Below are 19,009 nucleotides of genomic sequence, written 5' to 3'. Positions count from 1 at the left end.
AAAATAATCAACCAGAAGTAAAATGAGTTTTTTTAAAAAAATATTTTCCTCAGAGAAAAAAGAAACCTTAGACAAAGGGTTAGAAAAATCCAAAACCAGTTTTTTTGGTAAGTTGAGCAAGGCTGTTGCCGGAAAATCTAAAGTAGACGATGAGGTTTTAGATAATCTAGAGGAAGTTTTGGTAACCAGCGATGTTGGCGTTAATACTACATTAAAAGTTATTGAGCGTATTGAAGAACGTGTTGCTAAGGATAAATATGTGGGGACGGACGAATTGAACCAAATTCTTCGTGAAGAAATAGCGGCTTTGTTGAGTGAAACAAATTCTGGAGAAGAAACCGAATTTGCTATACCAGATTTGTCTAAACTAGAAAACGGCAAAAAAACGCCTTATGTACTTATGGTTGTAGGTGTAAACGGCGTAGGTAAAACCACAACGATTGGTAAATTAGCTTACCAGTTTAAAAAGAAAGGCTTAAATGTGGTATTAGGAGCGGCGGATACCTTTAGGGCTGCTGCAATAGACCAGCTTCAAATTTGGGCCGATAGAGTTGATGTACCTATGGTAAAACAAAAGATGGGGAGTGATCCAGCCTCGGTGGCTTTTGATGCTTTGCAATCTGGAGTTACTCAAGATGCTGATGTCGTAATAATAGATACCGCAGGCCGATTACATAATAAAGTCAATTTAATGAACGAATTGACCAAAGTGAAGCGAGTCATGCAAAAAGTGGTTGGTGATGCGCCACACGATGTGTTATTGGTTTTAGACGGATCTACAGGACAAAATGCCTTCGAACAAGCCAAGCAGTTTACGGCAGCAACGGAGGTAACCTCGTTGGCTGTGACAAAACTTGATGGTACAGCAAAAGGCGGAGTAGTAATTGGTATTTCAGACCAGTTTCAAATTCCTGTGAAGTATATAGGGGTTGGTGAAGGTATTGAAGATTTGCAGGTATTCAATAAGTACGAGTTTGTAGACTCGTTTTTTAAGTAAATTTTCTCTTTAATCTGGAACATTTTTTGAATAGATATAATCCTTTCATTTTTTCTTATTTTTATTTAACTTTTTTAAAATGAGCAAAAATGGGACACAATATCTATCACAGTTTTCAGATACAAGCCTCTCCAAAAGAAGTTTTTGATGCAGTTTCGCAACCAGAACATCTCGATAATTGGTGGAGTTTAAAATCTTCTGGAACTCCAGAATTGAACGCTGAGTATAACCTTAATTTTACCGATAAGTACAATTGGTTTTGTAAAGTTGTGAAAATAAAGGAGCCCGAATCAATTCATTTTAAAATGACCAAAGCTGATGCCGATTGGAATCCAACTACGTTTGGTTTCGATTTTGAAGCATCTAAAAATGGAACAATGGTTAACTTTAGCCATATTAACTGGCCTGAAAAGAATAACCATTTTAAGCACTCGTCTTTTTGTTGGGCGTTGCTTTTAAACGGACTTAAAGATTATCTTGAGAAAGGTATTATTGTGCCTTTTGAGTCCAGAAGTTAATAATGGTAATTTTTACTATAGGATTCCAGTACAAAAAATCCATTAGCATTCCGTATCTTTGCGCCCTCATTCAGAAAAACTTATGCGCACAAAATCCTTAAAGAAAAACAAAATTAATGTAGTAACCCTGGGGTGTAGTAAAAACGTTTACGACAGCGAGGTGCTCATGGGGCAATTAAAGGCTAGTGGTAAAGATGTAGTGCACGAACAGGAGGGTAATGTTGTTGTTATTAATACCTGTGGATTTATCAATAACGCCAAAGAAGAAAGCGTTAATACTATTTTGGAATACTTGCAAAAAAAGGAAGAGGGCGATGTAGACAAGGTTTTTGTTACGGGGTGTTTAAGTGAGCGCTACAAACCCGATTTACAAAAGGAAATACCTAATGTAGATGAATATTTTGGAACAACGGAGTTGCCTGCTTTGTTAAAAGTTTTGGGTGCTGATTACAAACACGAACTTATAGGCGAGCGTTTAACCACCACTCCAAAAAACTATGCCTATTTAAAAATAGCAGAGGGCTGCGATAGGCCATGTAGTTTCTGTGCTATTCCCATTATGAGAGGTAAACACCGCAGCACACCTATTGAAGATATTGTTATAGAAGCCGAAAAGCTAGCTGCCAATGGCGTAAAAGAACTGATTCTTATTGCACAAGATTTAACGTATTACGGATTGGATTTATACAAAAAAAGAAATCTTGCTGAACTTTTGGAGGCTTTGGTAAAAGTTGAAGGTGTAGAATGGATTCGTTTGCATTATGCATTCCCAACAGGATTCCCAATGGATGTGTTGGAGGTTATGAACCGCGAACCAAAAGTCTGCAATTATATTGATATCCCGTTACAGCATATTTCAGATGATATTTTGAAAAGTATGCGCCGTGGCACTACCAAAGAAAAAACCACAAAATTGCTTAAGGATTTCAGAGCTGCTGTTCCGGATATGGCTATCAGGACGACGCTTATTGTTGGTTATCCCGGTGAAACCGAAGAAAACTTTCAGGAATTAAAACAATGGGTGCAAGATATGCGTTTTGAACGTTTAGGCTGTTTTACTTATAGCCATGAGGAAAATACACATGCTTTTAACTTGGAAGATGATGTTCCTGAAGATGTTAAAATTGATCGTGCCAACCAAATTATGGAGGTTCAGTCACAAATTTCATGGGAACTAAACCAACAAAAAATAGGGCAAGAATTCAAAGTAGTAATCGATAGAAAGGAAGGTAACTACTTTGTTGGTCGTACCGAGTTTGATTCACCCGATGTCGATAATGAAGTCTTGATTGATGCCAGCACCGCCTATTTGAAAACAGGTGAATTCACTAAAATAAAAGTTGTTGAAGCTGAAGATTTCGACCTTTACGGTACAGTGATTCAGTAACACTTTTAGATTATTCATCTTTAGATTTTTCTTTTTGGTTTAAGCTAAAACCTATAGCAGCGCCAATAGCTATTCCTAGTGCAATCCATAACCCTAAATTATCGGTTGAAGCTCCAATAGCCGCACCTATGGCAACACCAAAAGCCATTCCTAAACCGATGTTGTTTTTACTTTTCATAAATTTATTTGTTCATAGTACTTAATTAGTATGTGAAGTTATCATTTTGTTACAGTTTTAGTTGAAAATATGTCCAATAAAAAATTTATAGGTGTTTTAAGAGATATTACTGATGGTGGTTTATGCATTTTAGATACTTCAATCCAGATAGCGGAATACATTCCTATAGATTTATCGGAAACTAATGAAGCACTAAAGAAAATTGATGTGTCTTCATCTGTAAAATTAGCCGAATATGTTAATTGTCATATTTTAAAGCATAATTCCAAAGTGGCTTATGGTGGTTATTTAGAGGAAAGAACTATTTATAAGCGCAGTACTCATTTTAATCAACAGGATGAAGGATCAAAGCGTAACATTCATTTAGGAATCGATTTGTGGTGTTTAGCAGAGACTAAAGTTTTGGCAGTATTAGAAGGAGAAGTACACAGTTTTAAAAACAATACTAACCATGGCGATTATGGGCCAACTATTATTTTAAAGCACCAGATTGATGGTGTTGAATTTTTTACGCTTTATGGCCACTTAAGTTTAGTTTCGATTGAAAATATAAAACCAGGATATATCTTTAAAAAAGGAGAAAAGATAGGTGTTTTAGGAGATTCAGAAATTAATGGCGATTACCCGCCACATTTACATTTTCAAATTATAAAAGACTTGCAAGGATATGAAGGCGATTACCCTGGGGTTTGTAGTAAAAACAATTTAGCGTTTTATAAGGCAAATTGTCCAGATCCTAATTTATTGTTGAAGATTTAAATTTTCCAAAGATTAAAGTTGCTAATAACAAATAACCAACTGATTCACAAGTAGTAATATAATATCACCCTACTTTAATCGATGTCATAGTTATAGAGCCGCCAACAGGTTTATCGTTAAATATGTTTATAGAATCGTTCTGTTCTTTTAATGCTAATGTGTAAATAAGAGGCAAATAATGTTCTGGTGTTGGTACAGCCAAATTGAACGCTTTACCCTGTGATGTAAAATTGATAAGGGCTTCGTGGTTATCATCTAGAATAAATTGTTTCATTTTTTCGTTGGCCTCAGTGGCCCAATCATAGGCAAAAGTATCGTTTAACTTGTTCCAAGACACCATGCCTAGGTTGTGTACTATATTTCCACTGCCAACAATTAAAACGCCTTTTTTCCGCAAACTGTTTAATTCTTTTGCCAATTCGTAATGGTATTTTGCTGGTTTTGTATAATCAATACTCATTTGAATTACTGGAATGTTAGCGTTGGGATAAAGGTGTTTAATAACGCTCCAGGCGCCATGGTCTAATCCCCATTTCTCATCTAGGCCAACATGGGTGGATGTTACAATATTTTGAGTTTCTTTTGCTAGCTCAGGGCTTCCGGGTGCGGGATATTCAATATTGAACAAGGCTTGTGGGAAACCTCTAAAATCGTGAATGGTTCTTGGGTAATCCATGGCCGTAACAAAGGTGCCTCTGGTTTCCCAGTGTGCAGAAATGCAGAGTATGGCCTTAGGTTGCTGCAAGGTTTGCCCTAACTGTTTAAAAGACTTAACAAATTCGTTTTCTTCAATAGCATTCATAGGAGACCCGTGCCCTAAAAATAAAACAGGCATTTTATCTGTACTTTTAAACGGCTGTGTTATTTTATTTAAATGAGTTAATGCCATACTTTTTGGGGTTTATTAGGCTTGAGGTTTGCTGTAAATTTAAAAATAAAAGGGCTGAATTCCTTTTGTTAAGAATTCAGCCTTAATTAAAAAATCAATTTTGGCTTACGCCGAGTTCGCTTTAAATCGATTTTGTTGCGTTTTTAAAAATACATAATCGCTACTGTGTTTCATTTTGGAGTAAAGGTTGTAGTTTACTTTAACGGGAACTTTTAAATTTGGAAATTTGATTAAGTAATAACCATTTTCTCTCCCAATACATTGGACTTTAATAGGTGCTCTTTCCATAATCTAAAATTATTTAAAAATTAAACTATAAATCGATATCTATATCGGAAACAAAATATGTTCCAAAGAAAATAAAAGCCGTCTAAATGAAAAATTGACAGTTTTGCGGTACTAAATCTTCTTTTGCTTGTTAATTTCGTCTTGAAGTTGTCTGCGTACTTTTTGCTCACGCTCTAGTGCAATACGGCGGTGTTCGTCAAATTCTTCTTCAATTTCAGCTAATGATTTTTTTGCTTCACGTGTAACCGCATTACTGTTCTTGAACTTATAAATAAATAAAATAAGTAGCGCCAATAACCCCGCTATAATAGACCACATGAGAGCATTATAACCACCTTTGCTCATTTGTATTCCAAACAGGGCCATACTGTTTTTTTCAGCATTGGTTTTGTCGAGGTTTTGTTGAGTATTGATGAGGTTGGTTTTAAGTTCTGTTATTTCCTTGGCTTGGTTTGTTAATGTAGCCTGCCTTTCAGCTAAAGTTTTTTTAAGAGTTTTGAGCGTATCATTGGTATGGCTTCTTAAGGTAAGAAACATGCTTAGTTTTACAGCTTCGTAGGGTTGTCCATTGGTGCCTTTAAAATTACCTGATTTTCTAAGAATATATTCAAACTGATTATCAATAGTACCATCGTTTAAAGATATTTCTTCTTCTTGAGAAAAAGAATACGATGAAATGAAGCATGTAAATACTATAAAAAATAACGATTTGATAGAATTCATTTTTTTGGTTTGAATTTTAATGATTGTAAATAGAGTTTGCGAATTTATAAAATATTGTTTATTAAACGATTATAAATTATTCAAAAAGCCTCATTAAATGAGGCTTTTTTATATACGAAACGACGTTTGTTTTAGATGTTTTGTATTAATAATATGTATAACGCCTAACTTTGGCTATATATTTTGCCAGTCTAATAACTTGGTGGCTATAGCCGTACTCGTTATCGTACCAAATGTAAAGAATTATGTTTTTGCCATCTTTACGTACAATGGTAGCTTTACTGTCGTAAATTGAAGGGGCCGAACAACCAACAATATCTGTAGATACTAGCTCGTCGCTCAGTTCATACTTTATTTGTTCAACTAAATCGCCTTCTAAAGCATATTTTTTTAATATGGTATTTATGCCTTCTAATGAGGTTTTATTTTTTAATTCTAAATTTAAAATAGCCAAAGAGCCATTGGGCACGGGAACACGAATGGCGCTTGAGGTTAGTTTACCTTCCAAACTGGGCAATGCTTTTGCAACGGCTTTGCCAGCACCGGTTTCGGTGATAACCATGTTAAGCGCTGCAGCCCTTCCACGACGGTATTTTTTATGAAAATTATCAACTAAATTTTGGTCGTTGGTATAAGCGTGGATGGTTTCAAGATGGCCACTTTTTATGCCAAAAGAGTCTTCAACGGCTTTTAAAACTGGGGTGATGGCATTGGTGGTGCACGATGCCGCTGAAAAAATATTCAATTTATCGGGGTGATAATCTTTCTGGTTTACACCGTAAACTATATTAGGAACTCCTTTGCCCGGGGCGGTCAGTATAACTTTATCGATGCCTTTGGCCTTTAGGTGTAGGCTTAAACTTGGTTTGTCTCTGTACGCACCGGTATTATCAATAACCAAAGCGTTGTTAATGTTGTATTTTGTGTAATCAATTTCATTTGGCGCATTTGCCGAAATAACATAAACCGTTGTGCCGTTTACAATGAGGGCTTTCTTTTTTAAATCAACAGAAACCATACCTGAAAATTCACCATGAACCGAATCGTTTCTAAGTAGCGCAGCGCGCTTTTCTAAGATATCTTCATTGAGCTCGCCACGTGTTACAATGGCCCGTAACCGCAATTGGCTACCTTTTCCCATTCTAACCATAAGTTCGCGAGCCACCAAAACGGCCAATACGCCCGAAACCGTAAAGAACAACATCTTTGGGTTCAATATGGCCATTTTTATTAGTATCTTTAAGTTTTGAAACAACAAAGCGTGTAGCATTAACTTGACTGTTTTCTTCTAAATGAAACTCGTAAGTAAGTTTTCCGATATCTAATTTTGCAGGTGGGATGTTTAACGATTGAATAGCTTGTGCAATTTCAACCGAATCAAAAATAGAAATGGGCTTTTGTACAAATTTGCCAGCATATTCATGAAGATTTAAAATCTGGCTTACATTTCGGTCTATCAATTGATTTCTAAAAAGCACCAACTCAATGGATTTGTCATACCATAGGTCACTTACTATTTTGATAAACTCTACGGTAGCTTTTCTACGGTCGGCCTGAAAGGCCAATTCCTTTTCATAAGTTTTGTTCAAAACCATAGTTTAATGTTTTAGTATGTTGGAGGTTCTATAAAAATAGCATATTCCAAACATTTTCGTAAGGTATTCACAAAAAAATCGTTGACCTGTTGGGATGAGGCGATAACCCAAAAATCCATCCTTATTTTACCGAGTAAATACAAAAAAAAGCCCTTCAAAATTCAATTTTTGAAGGGCTGTAAGTGTTTTGTAATGTGGGGTTTATCTAAAATTATAGCGTTCTTTTTCTCCGTTAGAATTTATAAGCTCAATTCTAACCGCTTCACCAAACGAGTTTTTTCTTAGAATTCTTTGTACATCATCAATCGAATTAACTTGTTCGTCGTTTATTGCTGTAATGATGCAGCCTTCGTTTACACCGTTTCTTCGCCAATAGTCTTCGTAGCGTTCATTCAGTTCTAAAATTTTAACACCGTGGGGCGCCTTAAACTTTTTCAAGTCTGCAGATTTGGCGTCTTTTATTAATCCTACTAATGGCATGGTATAGGTTTGACGCTTAGCTAGTGTTACGGGAACGGTTTTTATTTGACCGTCTCTCGATAATTTCAGTTTTACAACGTCGTTTGGGCGCTTAGCACTTAAGTGGCCTGTTAAATCTGAAAATTTAGACACCTTTATGTCGTCTATTTCTTTAATGATATCGCCTTTTTTCAGCCCGGCTTTATCGGCACCTGAATCTTCAACCACACTGTCAATGTAAACCCCTTCGGTATCTTCCACACCTAGTTTTTCAGCAAAAGCACTGTTAAGGGCACCACCTTGAATGCCCAAAATACCATTTTGAACATTGCCGTATTCCATAATATCTTCAACAACTTTTCTTGCAATATTACTGGGTACGGCAAACGAATAGCCAATGTACGACCCCGTTTGTGAGGTTATAGCTGTGTTAATACCCACCAATTCACCATTAGTATTTACCAGCGCGCCTCCAGAATTTCCTGGGTTTACTGCTGCATCGGTTTGTATAAATGATTGAGCGCTGGTTCCAGAGAGGTCTCTAGATTTAGCGCTAATAATACCAGCCGTTACCGTGGATGTTAAATTAAACGGATTACCAACGGCGAGCACCCATTCGCCAATCTTTGCATTGTCGGAGTCTGCAAAAATAACATAGGGCAAATCCTCGTCGGCCTCAATTTTTAAAAGGGCGATATCAGTTTTTGCATCAGCTCCAATTAATTCGGCAGTGTATGTTTTATTATTGTTGAGGGTTACCGATAGTTCGTGAGCATTTTTTATAACATGGTTATTGGTAATAATATAACCATCTGCATTAATAATTACGCCCGATCCTGTACCCATTTGTGCGCGTTGTTGGGGTTGCCTTCCTGCAAATAAATCTTGTAGGGTCAGTTGTCCAGAGCTTAGGGTAACATTTTTAACGTGTACCACGGCATTAACCGTATTTTCGGCAGCATGCGAAAAATCGGGTGCTTCTAAAATATTGTTGATATTGCCCATGTTACTTGTTGGTAACAACATCGGGTTTTCGGTTTGACTGGAAACTAAAATGGGCTGCTTTTCTTCTAAAAAGAGTTTGTAAGCGCCTAAAGTAAAAATGCCGCCAAGGGCAGAAACTAATACTAATGCTAAAATCTTCTTCATAATTTAAATTTTACCTTTTAATTTTTTTGAGACCGTATCTCTAACTAATTTTTACTTTTTGTGTTAAATGAATAAACATTTAACGATTAAAATTAAATATTTATTGAATTTACTATTTCGTTTTAACGATTTTTAACGTCGCGTTTAACGTGCATTTAACAATCAATTAAACGCTATAATATTTATATCTTTGTGCTTTATTATGCAACAGACTTTTTATAAATATCAAGGAACGGGAAACGATTTTGTGATGATTGATAATCGTCAACTAAAATTCGACAAAAATGATACCAAACGTGTTAAATTGCTTTGCGATAGACGTTTTGGCATAGGAGCAGACGGACTTATTTTATTGGAAAACCACGATGAATTGGATTTTAAAATGGTGTATTATAATGCGGATGGGAATGAAAGTACCATGTGTGGAAATGGTGGTCGGTGTTTAGTGGCGTTTGCTAAACAGCTGGGCGTTATTAAAAGCCAATGTACGTTTGAAGCTATTGACGGTTTACACCACGCCTCAATCGATGGCGATATAGTTAAACTGCAAATGCAAGATGTCGATACCGTTGAAAAATTACATAACCATGTGTTTTTAAACACTGGTTCTCCGCACCATGTTCAGTTTGAGACCGATATTGAAAATTTTGATATTAAAAGTACTGGTGCTAAAATTAGATATGGTGCACCATACAACCAAGAAGGCACTAACGTTAATTTTGTTAAGAAGATATCTGATGAAGCCTTTAGGGTAAGAACCTACGAGCGTGGTGTAGAAGATGAAACCCTTTCTTGTGGAACGGGAGTTACCGCTGTGGCGATTGCTATGCATTACACTGGTGAAACCGAAAAAAGTTTAGTTAAACTTCAGGTTGAAGGTGGTGAGCTACAGGTTCGATTTAATGTAGAAAACGGGGGTTATAAAGATGTATGGCTTATAGGGCCCGCTAATTTTGTCTTTAAAGGAACCATATGACTACCCTGAAAGGACAAAATATATTTTTGCGTGCACTGGAGCCTGAAGATCTCGAGTTTGTTCACGAGATTGAAAACGACGAAACCGTTTGGGAAATAAGTAATACGCAAACACCTTATTCTAAATTTTTAATAAAGCAGTATTTAGAGCATGCCCATAGAGATATTTATGACGTTAAGCAGTTACGCTTGGTCATTTCAAACTATAATAACGAAACTCTTGGGTTGATTGACCTGTTCGATTTCGATTTCAAAAATAAAAGAGCAGGTATAGGTATTTTGGTTAAATCCCCCAGCAATAGGTCTAAAGGAGTAGGTAAGGAGGCGCTAAAACTTGTGGTAGATTACAGCTTTGTCCATTTAGGTTTACACCAATTATATTGTAATATTTCAGAAGAAAACGAAGCTAGCAAAAGGCTTTTTACAAATCAAGGGTTTAAGGAAGTTGGTTTAAAAAAGGATTGGAATGTTGTTAACGGTGTTTTTAAAAATGAATATTTATTTCAGCTCATAAAAAAGATTTAATGTACATAAGAAAAATACTTATCGCTATTGCGGTTTTGGGGTTGGTAGCAGCTGCTTTTTTTTCCCATTTTGTTTATAAGGCTATGTTGAAGCCTAATACGGCCTTTAATAATGAGGTGGCCTATATTTTTGTCCCAACAAATGCTTCCTATAGTGAGGTTAGAAATCAGTTGGAGCCTTTATTGGATGATATGGATGCTTTTGATGCATTGGCCGAACGAAAAAAATACACATCTAACATAAAGGCTGGTCGTTTTCAAATTAAGAAAGGAATGAGCAATAACGACATTATTAATTCCATTAGGAGCAATAATTTACCCATAAAAGTGTCATTCAACAATCAAGAAACCCTTAAAAAATTAGCAGGAAGAATAGCGGCACAGATTGAAGCTGATAGTTTGTCGTTACTATCAGCCATGAAGAATTCTAACTTTTTGGAGGAAAATAATTTTAACGAAGCAACAGCTTTGGGGATGTATTTGCCAAACAGTTATGAGTTTTTCTGGAATACCTCGGCTGAAGCATTTAGAAAGCGAATGCTAAAGGAGTATCATAGATTTTGGAATGAAAACCGAATAAAAAAAGCAGAAGCCATTGGTTTGACTCCAACTCAAGTGATTGCTTTAGCATCTATTGTTCACGAAGAGTCTAAACAGACCAGTGAACAGCCCAGGATTGCTGGTGTTTATTTAAACCGTTTAAGGATAGGAATGCCACTTCAGGCAGATCCAACGTTAAAGTTTGCTGCCTATCAATTACCTCAATATAGAAATACGGTTATCAAACGTGTTTTGAACGTTCACAAAGAAATCGATTCCCCGTACAACACCTATAAAAATAGAGGGTTGCCCCCGGGCTTAATAGCCATGCCCGATATTTCTGCAATAGATGCGGTGCTCAATTACGAAAAACATAATTATTTATATTTTGCGGCAGACGCAAGCCGATTGGGATATCACAAATTTGCAAAAACCTTATCTCAGCATAATGCTAATGCCAGAGCATACCAGCGTTATTTGTCTTCTCAAGGTATTAATAAATAGTGATGGCGTCGGCAATTAAAAATAGCATTTTGTTTTTTTTATTGCCCATGATATTGTTGTCGCAATCTAAAACAGAAAACTTTTTTACGCCCAGCGATAGTTTAAACATCTCAAGACGCAATAGCATCATTATTGCCGAAACATCGCTTATGGCATCTGCTCTTGTTGGTTTAGACCAAATTTGGTATGCCGATTTCGAGCGTTCAAAATTTCATACATTAAACGACAACGGTCAATGGTTACAAATGGATAAATTGGGCCACGTGTTTACATCTTATCAAATGGGAAGGCACGGTGCACAAATGTTAAACTGGAGCGGGGTGAGTAAAAAACACCAGCTGTTGTATGGCGCCACTTTGGGTTTTACATTTTTAACGGCGGTTGAAGTTTTAGATGGTTTTTCTAAAGAGTGGGGCTTTTCTTGGGGGGATGTTTTGGCGAATGGAACAGGTACAGGACTGTATGTTGGACAACAATTGTTGTGGAAAGAGCAAAGAATTGCCCTAAAATATTCATTTCACCAAACAAAATACGCCGATCAAAATCCAAGTAAGCTAGGTAAATCGTATTTGGAGCAGATTTTAAAGGATTATAATGGGCAAACGTATTGGTTAAGTTTCAATTTACATTCTTTTTTTAAACAAAGTAAAGTGCCAAAATGGCTGAATGTGGCGGTAGGATATAGTGGAGAAGGTATGCTTAATGGCGTTAAAGATATTGACAATCAGGTGTTAACAAATAATGATAGGTATAGGCAGTTTTACTTGAGTTTTGATGTAAATTTGACTAAAATCAAAACGAATTCAAGGTTGTTGATGACTGTTTTTGATGTTTTTAATATGATAAAAATACCGTTTCCTACTCTGGAAATCAGTAAAAAAGGGAATGTATTTCATCTATTCTTCATTTAAAAATAGTACTTAATCGATTAGTTTTGAAGTTATTGAAAATTTTTATAATTTTGCACGCTCAAATTTCAAGGCATGTTTTTCATTAAAATCTGCTGAAAAAATTTAAAATTATGGTAAAGCATATTGCAGGTTATACAACCCTTACGCTTACAGTTTTAGTGCTTTTGGGCACATTATTTAAAACAAATGTAACCATTGATTTGAGCAACTACTCAACGGAAGGCTTGAATTTAAACTACACGGTTAATAACAGCACCCACCTAAATAACAAGCTTTTGGCACTTAATACGGAAGATGATTCCAAAGAGGTTTTTACCCCTTATTTAGGAAAATCTTTTGTAGGCTTTAAAGAAGCCTTGGCCTTTAAAGAGTCTGGTGGAAACTACAACTCTGTTAATACCTATGGGTATTTAGGCAAATATCAATTTGGAGCGTCTACATTAAAATTAATTGGTATTAACAATCCTGCTAAGTTTTTAAAGAACCCAAGGTTGCAGGAAAAAGCGTTTTTGGCCAATACAGCACGTAACAAATGGATTTTAAGACGTGATATCAAAAATTTTGTTGGTAAACGTATTAATGGTGTTATTGTTACCGAATCTGGAATTTTGGCAGCTGCGCACTTGGCTGGGCCAGGCAGTGTTAAAAAGTATTTACGAAGCTACGGTCTAGATAATTTTGCCGATGGCTACGGAACAACGGTTTATTATTATATGAAACGTTTCTCCGGCTACGACACGTCGTTTGTTAAAGCGAATAGAAAAGCTAGAGCCTTGTAAACGATGTTTTAAGTTATATTAAAATTTATGTATTATAAATATGGTAGGTCTTTTATGAAGGTCTACCATATTTTTTTTCCATAGCTTGGCGGGCAGCGTTTTAATAAATTCTGTTGGCAAAGTAATGTCGCAAGCCACGCATATATTGGTGTTGCTTTCGAGAACACTAGTTAAAACTTCAAGCATTTTGTTGTTTCGGTATGGGGTTTCAATAAATACTTGTGATTGGTTTGAATCAAACGATAAACGTTCCAAACGCTTGATGTCTCTTTTTCGCTCACTTTTATCAATAGGGAGATAGCCGTTAAATGCAAAACTCTGCCCGTTCATGCCGGATGCCATTATGGCCATTAGTATAGAAGAAGGACCAACCAAAGGAACCACTTTTAAATTTTTGGTATGTGCTATTTTTACAATATCAGCACCAGGGTCGGCCACACCAGGGCACCCAGCTTCAGAAAGTAATCCAATATTTATACCTTTAGAGCAAGGTTCTAAAAAACTGGGCTTGTCGGTTTCATCCGTAAACTTATTAAGTAGAAATATTTTAAGCGAAGACTGTTTTTTTTCTGGGCAAATTCGCTTGATAAAACGTCTGGCTGTCTTTTCGTTTTCAACTATAAAAGTATCGGTATTGTCTATAATTTGTTTTACTGATAAAGGAAGTACTTCCAAAGGGTCGTTGTCTCCTAGTGTGGTCGGGATGAGATAAAGCTTGCCTTGTTGGGTTGTCATTTATTTAATACTGATTTTTTTGATGGTTTTAAAAGAATTGCTTAAGCGAATTTCAATAAAATATAGGCCCTTACTGTATTTTTTAACCGGTAAATTAATGATTTTACTTTTAGCGGAAGTATGCGTTAATTTTTGCCCTTGAATATTATATAGTGAAATTGAAACAGCATCTTTATAAACACGTGATAAATTGATGGTAACATGACTTGTTGAAGGATTGGGATATATACTACACTCAAGTTTTGCTGTATCGGAAACGTTTAAATTGGCATCGGTAATTTTGTAAACACTGGTGCCGCCTGCAATATATAACTCGCCATTTGCATCTTCGCCAAAAGTGGTCCAGCCTTGGGTTGTATTTGGTCTTTGAAATGCTAGCGACCAGGTTTCACCGTTATTTGTTAAAATACCTATATCTCGTTTACAGTAATCCGCAAAAAAGTATTTACCACTAAAATTGGGATAGCTATCTCCCCGGTAAACGTAACCGCCGGTTATAGAACCTGAACAGCCACTTCCAACATGTGGATACTCAGCAATAGGTGTTACAGTGGCTGATAAACCGTTAGGCGGACAGTTGGAGCTGGTATTAAATTCGTGGTTGCCTTCATAGCAACGCCAGCCATAATTATCGCCCGGGTTCCCTGAGCCATTAACTTTATTAATTTCTTCGTATGCATTTTGTCCTACGTCTGCAATCCATAAATCGGAAGAGGATCTGTCGAATGAAAATTTCCAAGGATTACGTAGTCCTATGGCGAAAATTTCTGGTCTTGGGTCGTCCGGTCCATTTTCCGAATTCAAAAACGGATTGCTCTCAGGAATGCTGTACGCATTTCCACTAACATCTATGCGTAATATTTTACCAAAAAGGCTTGTTGTGTTTTGTGCCCTGTTTTGAGGGTCGCCACCGCTACCGCCATCACCAACACCTATATACAGGAAGCCATCGCTTCCAAAGGCCAATTTGCCTCCGTTATGATTGCCGTAAGGTTGTTTGTAGGTTAACAGAATGTCTTGGTCAGTATTGGCAACATCTGGGTTTGCGCTAACCGTATATCTTGCAATAATAGTGTTGGGTTCGTTAGTGCTGCTGTTGTCGGTATAGTTCACGTAAAACCTGCCTGAAGTAGCAAAATCTGGAGCAAAAGCCAATCCTAAAAGTCCGCGTTCTCCACCCGAACCAACCAAATTAGAGATATTTAAAAAAGGCGTACTGTTAACGCTTCCGTCTGGTTTCAATATTTTAATGATTCCAGATTTTTCAACAACAAATAATCTGTTGTCGTTGGCATGGGCTATTTCAACAGGATTGGTAAAGCCAGAAGCAAAAGTTTCAAGCTGAACGGTTTGTGCTAACCCCAAAAAGCTTAGCGTGTAAAAAACGAGAGAGACCAAAGTATTTTTCATAGAGCATCTTTTAAGTAAAGTTAACAAATAAGATGCTAATTTCCATTTGGTTAGGGGGTTACTTTTCTGGCTATAATTGTGCACGCTTCATCTAACATTTTATAAACATTTTCAAAACCTTGGTCGCCGCCATAGTAAGGGTCGGGCACCTCGAAGTCTTTGTTGGGGTGAACTTCGTTTAAAATCATGTTTACTTTAGAAATGTCGCTGTCGTTTCTAGCCAATTTCACAACGTTTTGAAAATTGGAGCTATCCATGACATAAATCAAATCAAATCTATCAAAATCTGAAACTTCAAATTGTCTGCCTCTCAAGTTTGAGATATCCAAGCCGTATTTACTTGCCACAGCAACCGAGCGTTGATCAGGACTGTTTCCAATATGATATGCTGCGGTGCCGGCAGAATCAACGGTATATGTTTCAGCAGGTAATTTAGATTTTAAAATACCTTCAGCCAGTGGAGAACGACAAATGTTTCCAAGGCAAACCATTAAGATTTTAGTCATTTCAATAGGAATTTAAACTGAAAGCTTTTTTGTAATGTCTTCAACGTACTTTCTAAATTGTTTGTCGGTTGAAGAAAGATTGTCTACTGTTTTACAGGCGTGCAATACTGTAGCATGATCGCGTTTCCCTATTTGGGAGCCAATACTTGCAAGCGATGCTTTAGTGAGTTTTTTGGCAAAAAACATGGCCAATTGACGCGCTTGAACAATATGACGTTTTCTGGTTTTTGATTGTAACGTGTCAACATCCATTTGGAAGTAGTCAGAAACCACTTTTTGTATGTAGTCAATAGAAACTTCGCGCTTAGTATTTTTTACAAATTTTTCAACAATGATGCGCGCCAAGTCTAGGGTAATTTCTTTCTTATTGAAAGACGATTGGGCGATTAACGAAATAATAGCGCCCTCAAGTTCCCTAACATTGGTTTTGATGTTTTTGGCAACATATTCAATAATCTCTTCTGGCATTTCAACACCGTCGCGGTACAGTTTGTTTCTTAAGATGGAAACACGAGTTTCAAAATCTGGGTTTTGCAACTCGGCAGAAAGCCCCCATTTAAATCGAGATAATAAACGTTGCTCGATGTCTTGCATATCAACAGGTGCTTTATCACTTGTTAATACAACCTGTTTACCATTTTGGTGCAAATGGTTGAATATGTGGAAGAATACATCTTGGGTTCCTGTTTTTCCAGACAAGAACTGCACGTCGTCAATAATCAATACGTCAATAATTTGATAAAAATGAATAAAATCATTCCTATTATTCTTTTTAACAGCATCAATATATTGTTGTGTAAACTTTTCTGCAGAGATATAAAGGACTGTTTTTTCTGGATATTTGTCTTTTATATCGACACCAATGGCGTGAGCCAAATGGGTTTTTCCTAAACCAACACCACCAAAAATCAACAACGGATTAAACGACGTGCCCCCAGGTTTTGCAGCAACCGCTAAACCGGCACTGCGGGCCAATCTGTTTGAGTCGCCCTCCAAAAAGTTTTCAAAACTGTAATTAGGGTTAAGTTGCGATTCAATTTTAACATTCCTAATACCAGGGATTACAAATGGATTACGTAATTCAGGATTTTTATTGTTTAAAGGAATGTCAACGTCTTGTGATTTTACTGCGCTTCTGTTAGAGCTAGGAATTTTTTCGGTAAAAGGTTGTTTGTTGCCATAGGTGTTTTCCATTTTAATAATGTAAACCAGTTTGGCTGTTTCTCCCAACTCTTTTGTGAGGGCTACCTTCAAAATTTTGACATAGTGTTCTTCGAGCCATTCGTAAAAAAACTTACTGGGAACTTGAATGCTCAAAGCATTATCTGTAAGCTTAACTGCTGCAATAGGCTCAAACCAAGTTTTGTATGCTTGCGGTTGGATGTTATCCTTTATAAATTCAAGACAATTATTCCATACCGATTGCGCAGTTACACTCATTTTTAGATATACAGATTTTTTTAAGTTAGCTAGATGATATATGAAAAAAACTTTTCATATCCCCCATTAAGGAAAGGCAAATATGTGAACAAAATTCTTAAAAAAAAAATCAATTTGTATTGAATTTTTAGAAATTTTTCCTCATGTTTAACCTATTGCCGAAACTACAAAAAAATATCCAAATAAACTTATGAAATTCGATGAAATACAAATAAGAGTGAGGTACGGCGAAACCGACCAGATGGGGGTTGTTTACCACGGAAACTATGCATTGTATCTTGAAATGGGTAGGATTGAATGGTTGAGAAAACATGGGGTTTCTTATAAATCCATGGAAGAAAATGGGATAATGTTACCTGTAATTTCTTTGTCTTTAAACTATAAAAAATCAGCGGGTTATGATGATGTAATTAATGTAAAAACTCAACTAAAAAACAGACCTTCAGCAAAGATTGAATTTGAATATGAAATCACCAATGAAGAAGGTGAAATTTTAACAACTGCAAACACCGTTTTGGTGTTTATAGATATGAAAACAAATAGACCGACCCGAGCTCCAAAATATATAATGGATTTACTGGACGACTAAATTTTGTGATTTCTATCTGATTTAAGAGATAATTACATAAGCGGCTCAATGACTTCATTGAGTAGCTATTTTTTTAAAACTACTCTGAATTTTTATGTGTTGTTTTCTAGGTTTGGTTGACTGTAATATTTTTTCTTCAGCCAAAAAGAAACACGAACCAGTAAAATAAGGGCGGGTACTTCTACCAATGGACCAATAACACCTGCAAATGCCTGTCCGGAATTTAGCCCGAATACGGCTATGGCAACAGCAATGGCAAGTTCAAAATTGTTGCCGGCAGCGGTAAAAGCTACTGAGGCTGTTTTGTCGTATTCAGCACCCATAGCCTTAGTAAAGAAAAAGCCAATAATAAACATAACACTGAAATACACCAAAAGGGGTATGGCAATGATTAGAACATCCATGGGGATTTCAACAATTAATTCGCCCTTTAACGAAAACATAACAACAATTGTAAATAATAAAGCGATTAGGGTTAGCGGCGAAATGGCCGGAATAAAGGTTTTGTTGTACCATTCCTCACCTTTTCTTTTCACTAATGTTAAACGACTTAAAATGCCCATAAGGAATGGTATCCCTAAATAAATAGCGACACTTTCTGCAATGGTAGCTATTGATATGTCGACAATGGCACCTTCAAATCCAAAATAGGGCGGCAGTATCGTGATAAAAACCCAGGCATAAAAGCTATAGGCAAAAACCTGAAAAATACTATTTAATGCCACTAATCCTGCGCCGTATTCGCTGCTACCTTCAGCAAGATCGTTCCACACTAAAACCATAGCAATGCACCGTGCTAACCCAATTAAAATGAGCCCAACCATATACTCGGGGTAATCGCGCAAAAATGTAATGGCCAAAATAAACATTAAAATGGGTCCAAAAACCCAATTGAGCAGCAGGGAAATAGATAAGATTTTAGTGTTTTTAAAAACTTTGGGCAATAAAGCATAGTTAACTTTTGCCAATGGCGGGTACATCATTAAGATTAAGCCTATAGCAATGAGAATGTTTGTAGTGCCACTGCTCATGGCATTTATTTTGTTTGGGAAGCTGGGAAAGAAATATCCAATGGCAACGCCAATGGCCATGGCTACAAATATCCAAAGTGTTAGGTTCCGGTCGAGAAAACTCAGTTTTTTAGTTTGTGCCAT

At 36.5% G+C, this 19,009-nt stretch carries 19 protein-coding genes and 1 pseudogene; 10 read left to right on the top strand and 10 right to left on the bottom strand.

From position 1 onward, the window contains the following. Window positions 1–22: 22 nt before the first annotated feature. The 3 genes from ftsY to rimO all read left to right on the top strand — a co-directional run bounded on the left by ftsY (window position 23) and on the right by rimO (window position 2,902). Window positions 23–997: a signal recognition particle-docking protein FtsY gene (gene ftsY / locus GSB9_01128; protein ID UKM64578.1), complete on the top strand. Its 975-nt coding sequence runs from the start codon at window positions 23–25 to the stop codon at window positions 995–997. 89 nt (window positions 998–1,086) lie between these two features. Further along, entirely contained in the window at window positions 1,087–1,515 is a 429-nt protein-coding gene (locus tag GSB9_01127) for an SRPBCC domain-containing protein (protein ID UKM64577.1), read from the top strand. A gap of 82 nt (window positions 1,516–1,597) precedes the next feature. After that, window positions 1,598–2,902: a 30S ribosomal protein S12 methylthiotransferase RimO gene (rimO, locus tag GSB9_01126; GenBank protein ID UKM64576.1), complete on the top strand. Its 1,305-nt coding sequence runs from the start codon at window positions 1,598–1,600 to the stop codon at window positions 2,900–2,902. A gap of 10 nt (window positions 2,903–2,912) precedes the next feature. Here the strand turns inward: rimO and GSB9_01125 are convergent, their stop codons facing one another. Further along, window positions 2,913–3,080, bottom strand: a complete 168-nt coding sequence (locus GSB9_01125) for a DUF3482 domain-containing protein (protein UKM64575.1) — start codon at window positions 3,078–3,080, stop codon at window positions 2,913–2,915. A 69-nt stretch (window positions 3,081–3,149) separates the two neighbouring features. Here GSB9_01125 and GSB9_01124 point away from each other — a divergent pair, with 69 nt between their 5' ends. Next, on the top strand, window positions 3,150–3,839 hold the full coding sequence (locus GSB9_01124; GenBank protein ID UKM64574.1) for a peptidoglycan DD-metalloendopeptidase family protein: 690 nt from the start codon (window positions 3,150–3,152) through the stop codon (window positions 3,837–3,839). Between the two features lie 64 nt (window positions 3,840–3,903). Here GSB9_01124 and ygiD read toward each other — a convergent pair whose 3' ends face one another. From ygiD to GSB9_01118, 4 genes and pseudogenes are all read right to left on the bottom strand, one after another. Further along, complete coding sequence (ygiD, locus tag GSB9_01123; GenBank protein ID UKM64573.1) at window positions 3,904–4,728, bottom strand: 4,5-DOPA dioxygenase extradiol; 825 nt, start codon at window positions 4,726–4,728, stop codon at window positions 3,904–3,906. Window positions 4,729–5,127: 399 nt separating this feature from the next. After that, a complete protein-coding gene (locus GSB9_01121; GenBank protein UKM64571.1) occupies window positions 5,128–5,739 on the bottom strand; it encodes a tRNA (guanine-N1)-methyltransferase in 612 nt (203 codons plus the stop codon). A gap of 145 nt (window positions 5,740–5,884) precedes the next feature. Continuing rightward, window positions 5,885–7,334: pseudogene (locus GSB9_01120) on the bottom strand (glyceraldehyde-3-phosphate dehydrogenase). A gap of 201 nt (window positions 7,335–7,535) precedes the next feature. Then, the gene (locus GSB9_01118; GenBank protein UKM64568.1) at window positions 7,536–8,942 is read right to left on the bottom strand and encodes a trypsin-like peptidase domain-containing protein; all 1,407 of its coding nucleotides are present in this window, start codon (window positions 8,940–8,942) and stop codon (window positions 7,536–7,538) included. Window positions 8,943–9,144: 202 nt separating this feature from the next. On the opposite strand from GSB9_01118, the gene dapF reads away from it, so the two are divergent. The 5 genes from dapF to GSB9_01113 all read left to right on the top strand — a co-directional run bounded on the left by dapF (window position 9,145) and on the right by GSB9_01113 (window position 13,175). Further along, window positions 9,145–9,918 (top strand): diaminopimelate epimerase, encoded by a 774-nt coding sequence (gene dapF, locus GSB9_01117; GenBank protein UKM64567.1) that lies wholly within the window; start codon window positions 9,145–9,147, stop codon window positions 9,916–9,918. Then, window positions 9,915–10,442 carry a GNAT family N-acetyltransferase gene (locus GSB9_01116; GenBank protein UKM64566.1) on the top strand — a complete coding sequence of 176 codons (528 nt, stop codon included), beginning with the start codon at window positions 9,915–9,917 and terminating at the stop codon, window positions 10,440–10,442. Before dapF ends, GSB9_01116 begins: the two co-directional genes overlap by 4 nt. Continuing rightward, window positions 10,442–11,485 (top strand): endolytic transglycosylase MltG, encoded by a 1,044-nt coding sequence (mltG, locus tag GSB9_01115; GenBank protein UKM64565.1) that lies wholly within the window; start codon window positions 10,442–10,444, stop codon window positions 11,483–11,485. The genes GSB9_01116 and mltG overlap by 1 nt, the downstream gene beginning before the upstream one ends. Before the next feature lie 47 nt (window positions 11,486–11,532). Further along, complete coding sequence (locus tag GSB9_01114) at window positions 11,533–12,396, top strand: YfiM family protein (protein UKM64564.2); 864 nt, start codon at window positions 11,533–11,535, stop codon at window positions 12,394–12,396. Between the two features lie 110 nt (window positions 12,397–12,506). After that, a complete protein-coding gene (locus GSB9_01113) occupies window positions 12,507–13,175 on the top strand; it encodes a peptidoglycan-binding protein LysM (protein ID UKM64563.1) in 669 nt (222 codons plus the stop codon). 18 nt (window positions 13,176–13,193) lie between these two features. Here the strand turns inward: GSB9_01113 and GSB9_01112 are convergent, their stop codons facing one another. Genes GSB9_01112 through dnaA form a run of 4 tightly spaced genes read right to left on the bottom strand, consistent with a single transcriptional unit; the run spans window position 13,194 to window position 17,266 of the window. Next, window positions 13,194–13,910, bottom strand: coding sequence for an SAM-dependent methyltransferase (locus GSB9_01112; protein UKM64562.1), 717 nt, complete (start codon window positions 13,908–13,910; stop codon window positions 13,194–13,196). Further along, on the bottom strand, window positions 13,911–15,320 hold the full coding sequence (locus GSB9_01111; GenBank protein ID UKM64561.1) for a PQQ-dependent sugar dehydrogenase: 1,410 nt from the start codon (window positions 15,318–15,320) through the stop codon (window positions 13,911–13,913). Between the two features lie 50 nt (window positions 15,321–15,370). Then, complete coding sequence (locus GSB9_01110; GenBank protein UKM64560.1) at window positions 15,371–15,826, bottom strand: low molecular weight phosphotyrosine protein phosphatase; 456 nt, start codon at window positions 15,824–15,826, stop codon at window positions 15,371–15,373. A 12-nt stretch (window positions 15,827–15,838) separates the two neighbouring features. After that, window positions 15,839–17,266, bottom strand: coding sequence for a chromosomal replication initiator protein DnaA (dnaA, locus tag GSB9_01109; protein UKM64559.1), 1,428 nt, complete (start codon window positions 17,264–17,266; stop codon window positions 15,839–15,841). Window positions 17,267–17,456: 190 nt separating this feature from the next. Here dnaA and GSB9_01108 point away from each other — a divergent pair, with 190 nt between their 5' ends. After that, window positions 17,457–17,855: an acyl-CoA thioesterase gene (locus tag GSB9_01108; protein ID UKM64558.1), complete on the top strand. Its 399-nt coding sequence runs from the start codon at window positions 17,457–17,459 to the stop codon at window positions 17,853–17,855. Window positions 17,856–17,947: 92 nt separating this feature from the next. Here the strand turns inward: GSB9_01108 and arsB are convergent, their stop codons facing one another. Beyond that, window positions 17,948–19,009 carry an ACR3 family arsenite efflux transporter gene (gene arsB, locus GSB9_01107; GenBank protein ID UKM64557.1) on the bottom strand — a complete coding sequence of 354 codons (1,062 nt, stop codon included), beginning with the start codon at window positions 19,007–19,009 and terminating at the stop codon, window positions 17,948–17,950.

The sequence above is a fragment of the Flavobacteriaceae bacterium GSB9 genome, from assembly GCA_022749295.1.
Classification (GTDB): Bacteria; Bacteroidota; Bacteroidia; order Flavobacteriales; family Flavobacteriaceae; genus Flavisericum.
The sequence above is the reverse complement of the archived record's forward strand: the minus strand, read 5'-3'. Positions and strand labels throughout refer to the sequence as shown.

Coding starts and splice junctions, on each gene's coding strand:
- GSB9_01108 (UKM64558.1), top strand. CDS start 17,457: ATGAAATTCGATGAAATACAAATAAGAGTGAGGTACGGCGAAACCGAC.
- ygiD (UKM64573.1), bottom strand. CDS start 4,728: ATGGCATTAACTCATTTAAATAAAATAACACAGCCGTTTAAAAGTACA.
- GSB9_01116 (UKM64566.1), top strand. CDS start 9,915: ATGACTACCCTGAAAGGACAAAATATATTTTTGCGTGCACTGGAGCCT.
- GSB9_01125 (UKM64575.1), bottom strand. CDS start 3,080: ATGAAAAGTAAAAACAACATCGGTTTAGGAATGGCTTTTGGTGTTGCC.
- rimO (UKM64576.1), top strand. CDS start 1,598: ATGCGCACAAAATCCTTAAAGAAAAACAAAATTAATGTAGTAACCCTG.
- arsB (UKM64557.1), bottom strand. CDS start 19,009: ATGGCACAAACTAAAAAACTGAGTTTTCTCGACCGGAACCTAACACTT.
- dnaA (UKM64559.1), bottom strand. CDS start 17,266: ATGAGTGTAACTGCGCAATCGGTATGGAATAATTGTCTTGAATTTATA.
- GSB9_01121 (UKM64571.1), bottom strand. CDS start 5,739: ATGAATTCTATCAAATCGTTATTTTTTATAGTATTTACATGCTTCATT.
- GSB9_01113 (UKM64563.1), top strand. CDS start 12,507: ATGGTAAAGCATATTGCAGGTTATACAACCCTTACGCTTACAGTTTTA.
- dapF (UKM64567.1), top strand. CDS start 9,145: ATGCAACAGACTTTTTATAAATATCAAGGAACGGGAAACGATTTTGTG.
- GSB9_01127 (UKM64577.1), top strand. CDS start 1,087: ATGGGACACAATATCTATCACAGTTTTCAGATACAAGCCTCTCCAAAA.
- GSB9_01114 (UKM64564.2), top strand. CDS start 11,533: ATGATATTGTTGTCGCAATCTAAAACAGAAAACTTTTTTACGCCCAGC.
- mltG (UKM64565.1), top strand. CDS start 10,442: ATGTACATAAGAAAAATACTTATCGCTATTGCGGTTTTGGGGTTGGTA.
- GSB9_01111 (UKM64561.1), bottom strand. CDS start 15,320: ATGAAAAATACTTTGGTCTCTCTCGTTTTTTACACGCTAAGCTTTTTG.
- GSB9_01124 (UKM64574.1), top strand. CDS start 3,150: ATGTCCAATAAAAAATTTATAGGTGTTTTAAGAGATATTACTGATGGT.
- GSB9_01118 (UKM64568.1), bottom strand. CDS start 8,942: ATGAAGAAGATTTTAGCATTAGTATTAGTTTCTGCCCTTGGCGGCATT.
- GSB9_01112 (UKM64562.1), bottom strand. CDS start 13,910: ATGACAACCCAACAAGGCAAGCTTTATCTCATCCCGACCACACTAGGA.
- ftsY (UKM64578.1), top strand. CDS start 23: ATGAGTTTTTTTAAAAAAATATTTTCCTCAGAGAAAAAAGAAACCTTA.
- GSB9_01110 (UKM64560.1), bottom strand. CDS start 15,826: ATGACTAAAATCTTAATGGTTTGCCTTGGAAACATTTGTCGTTCTCCA.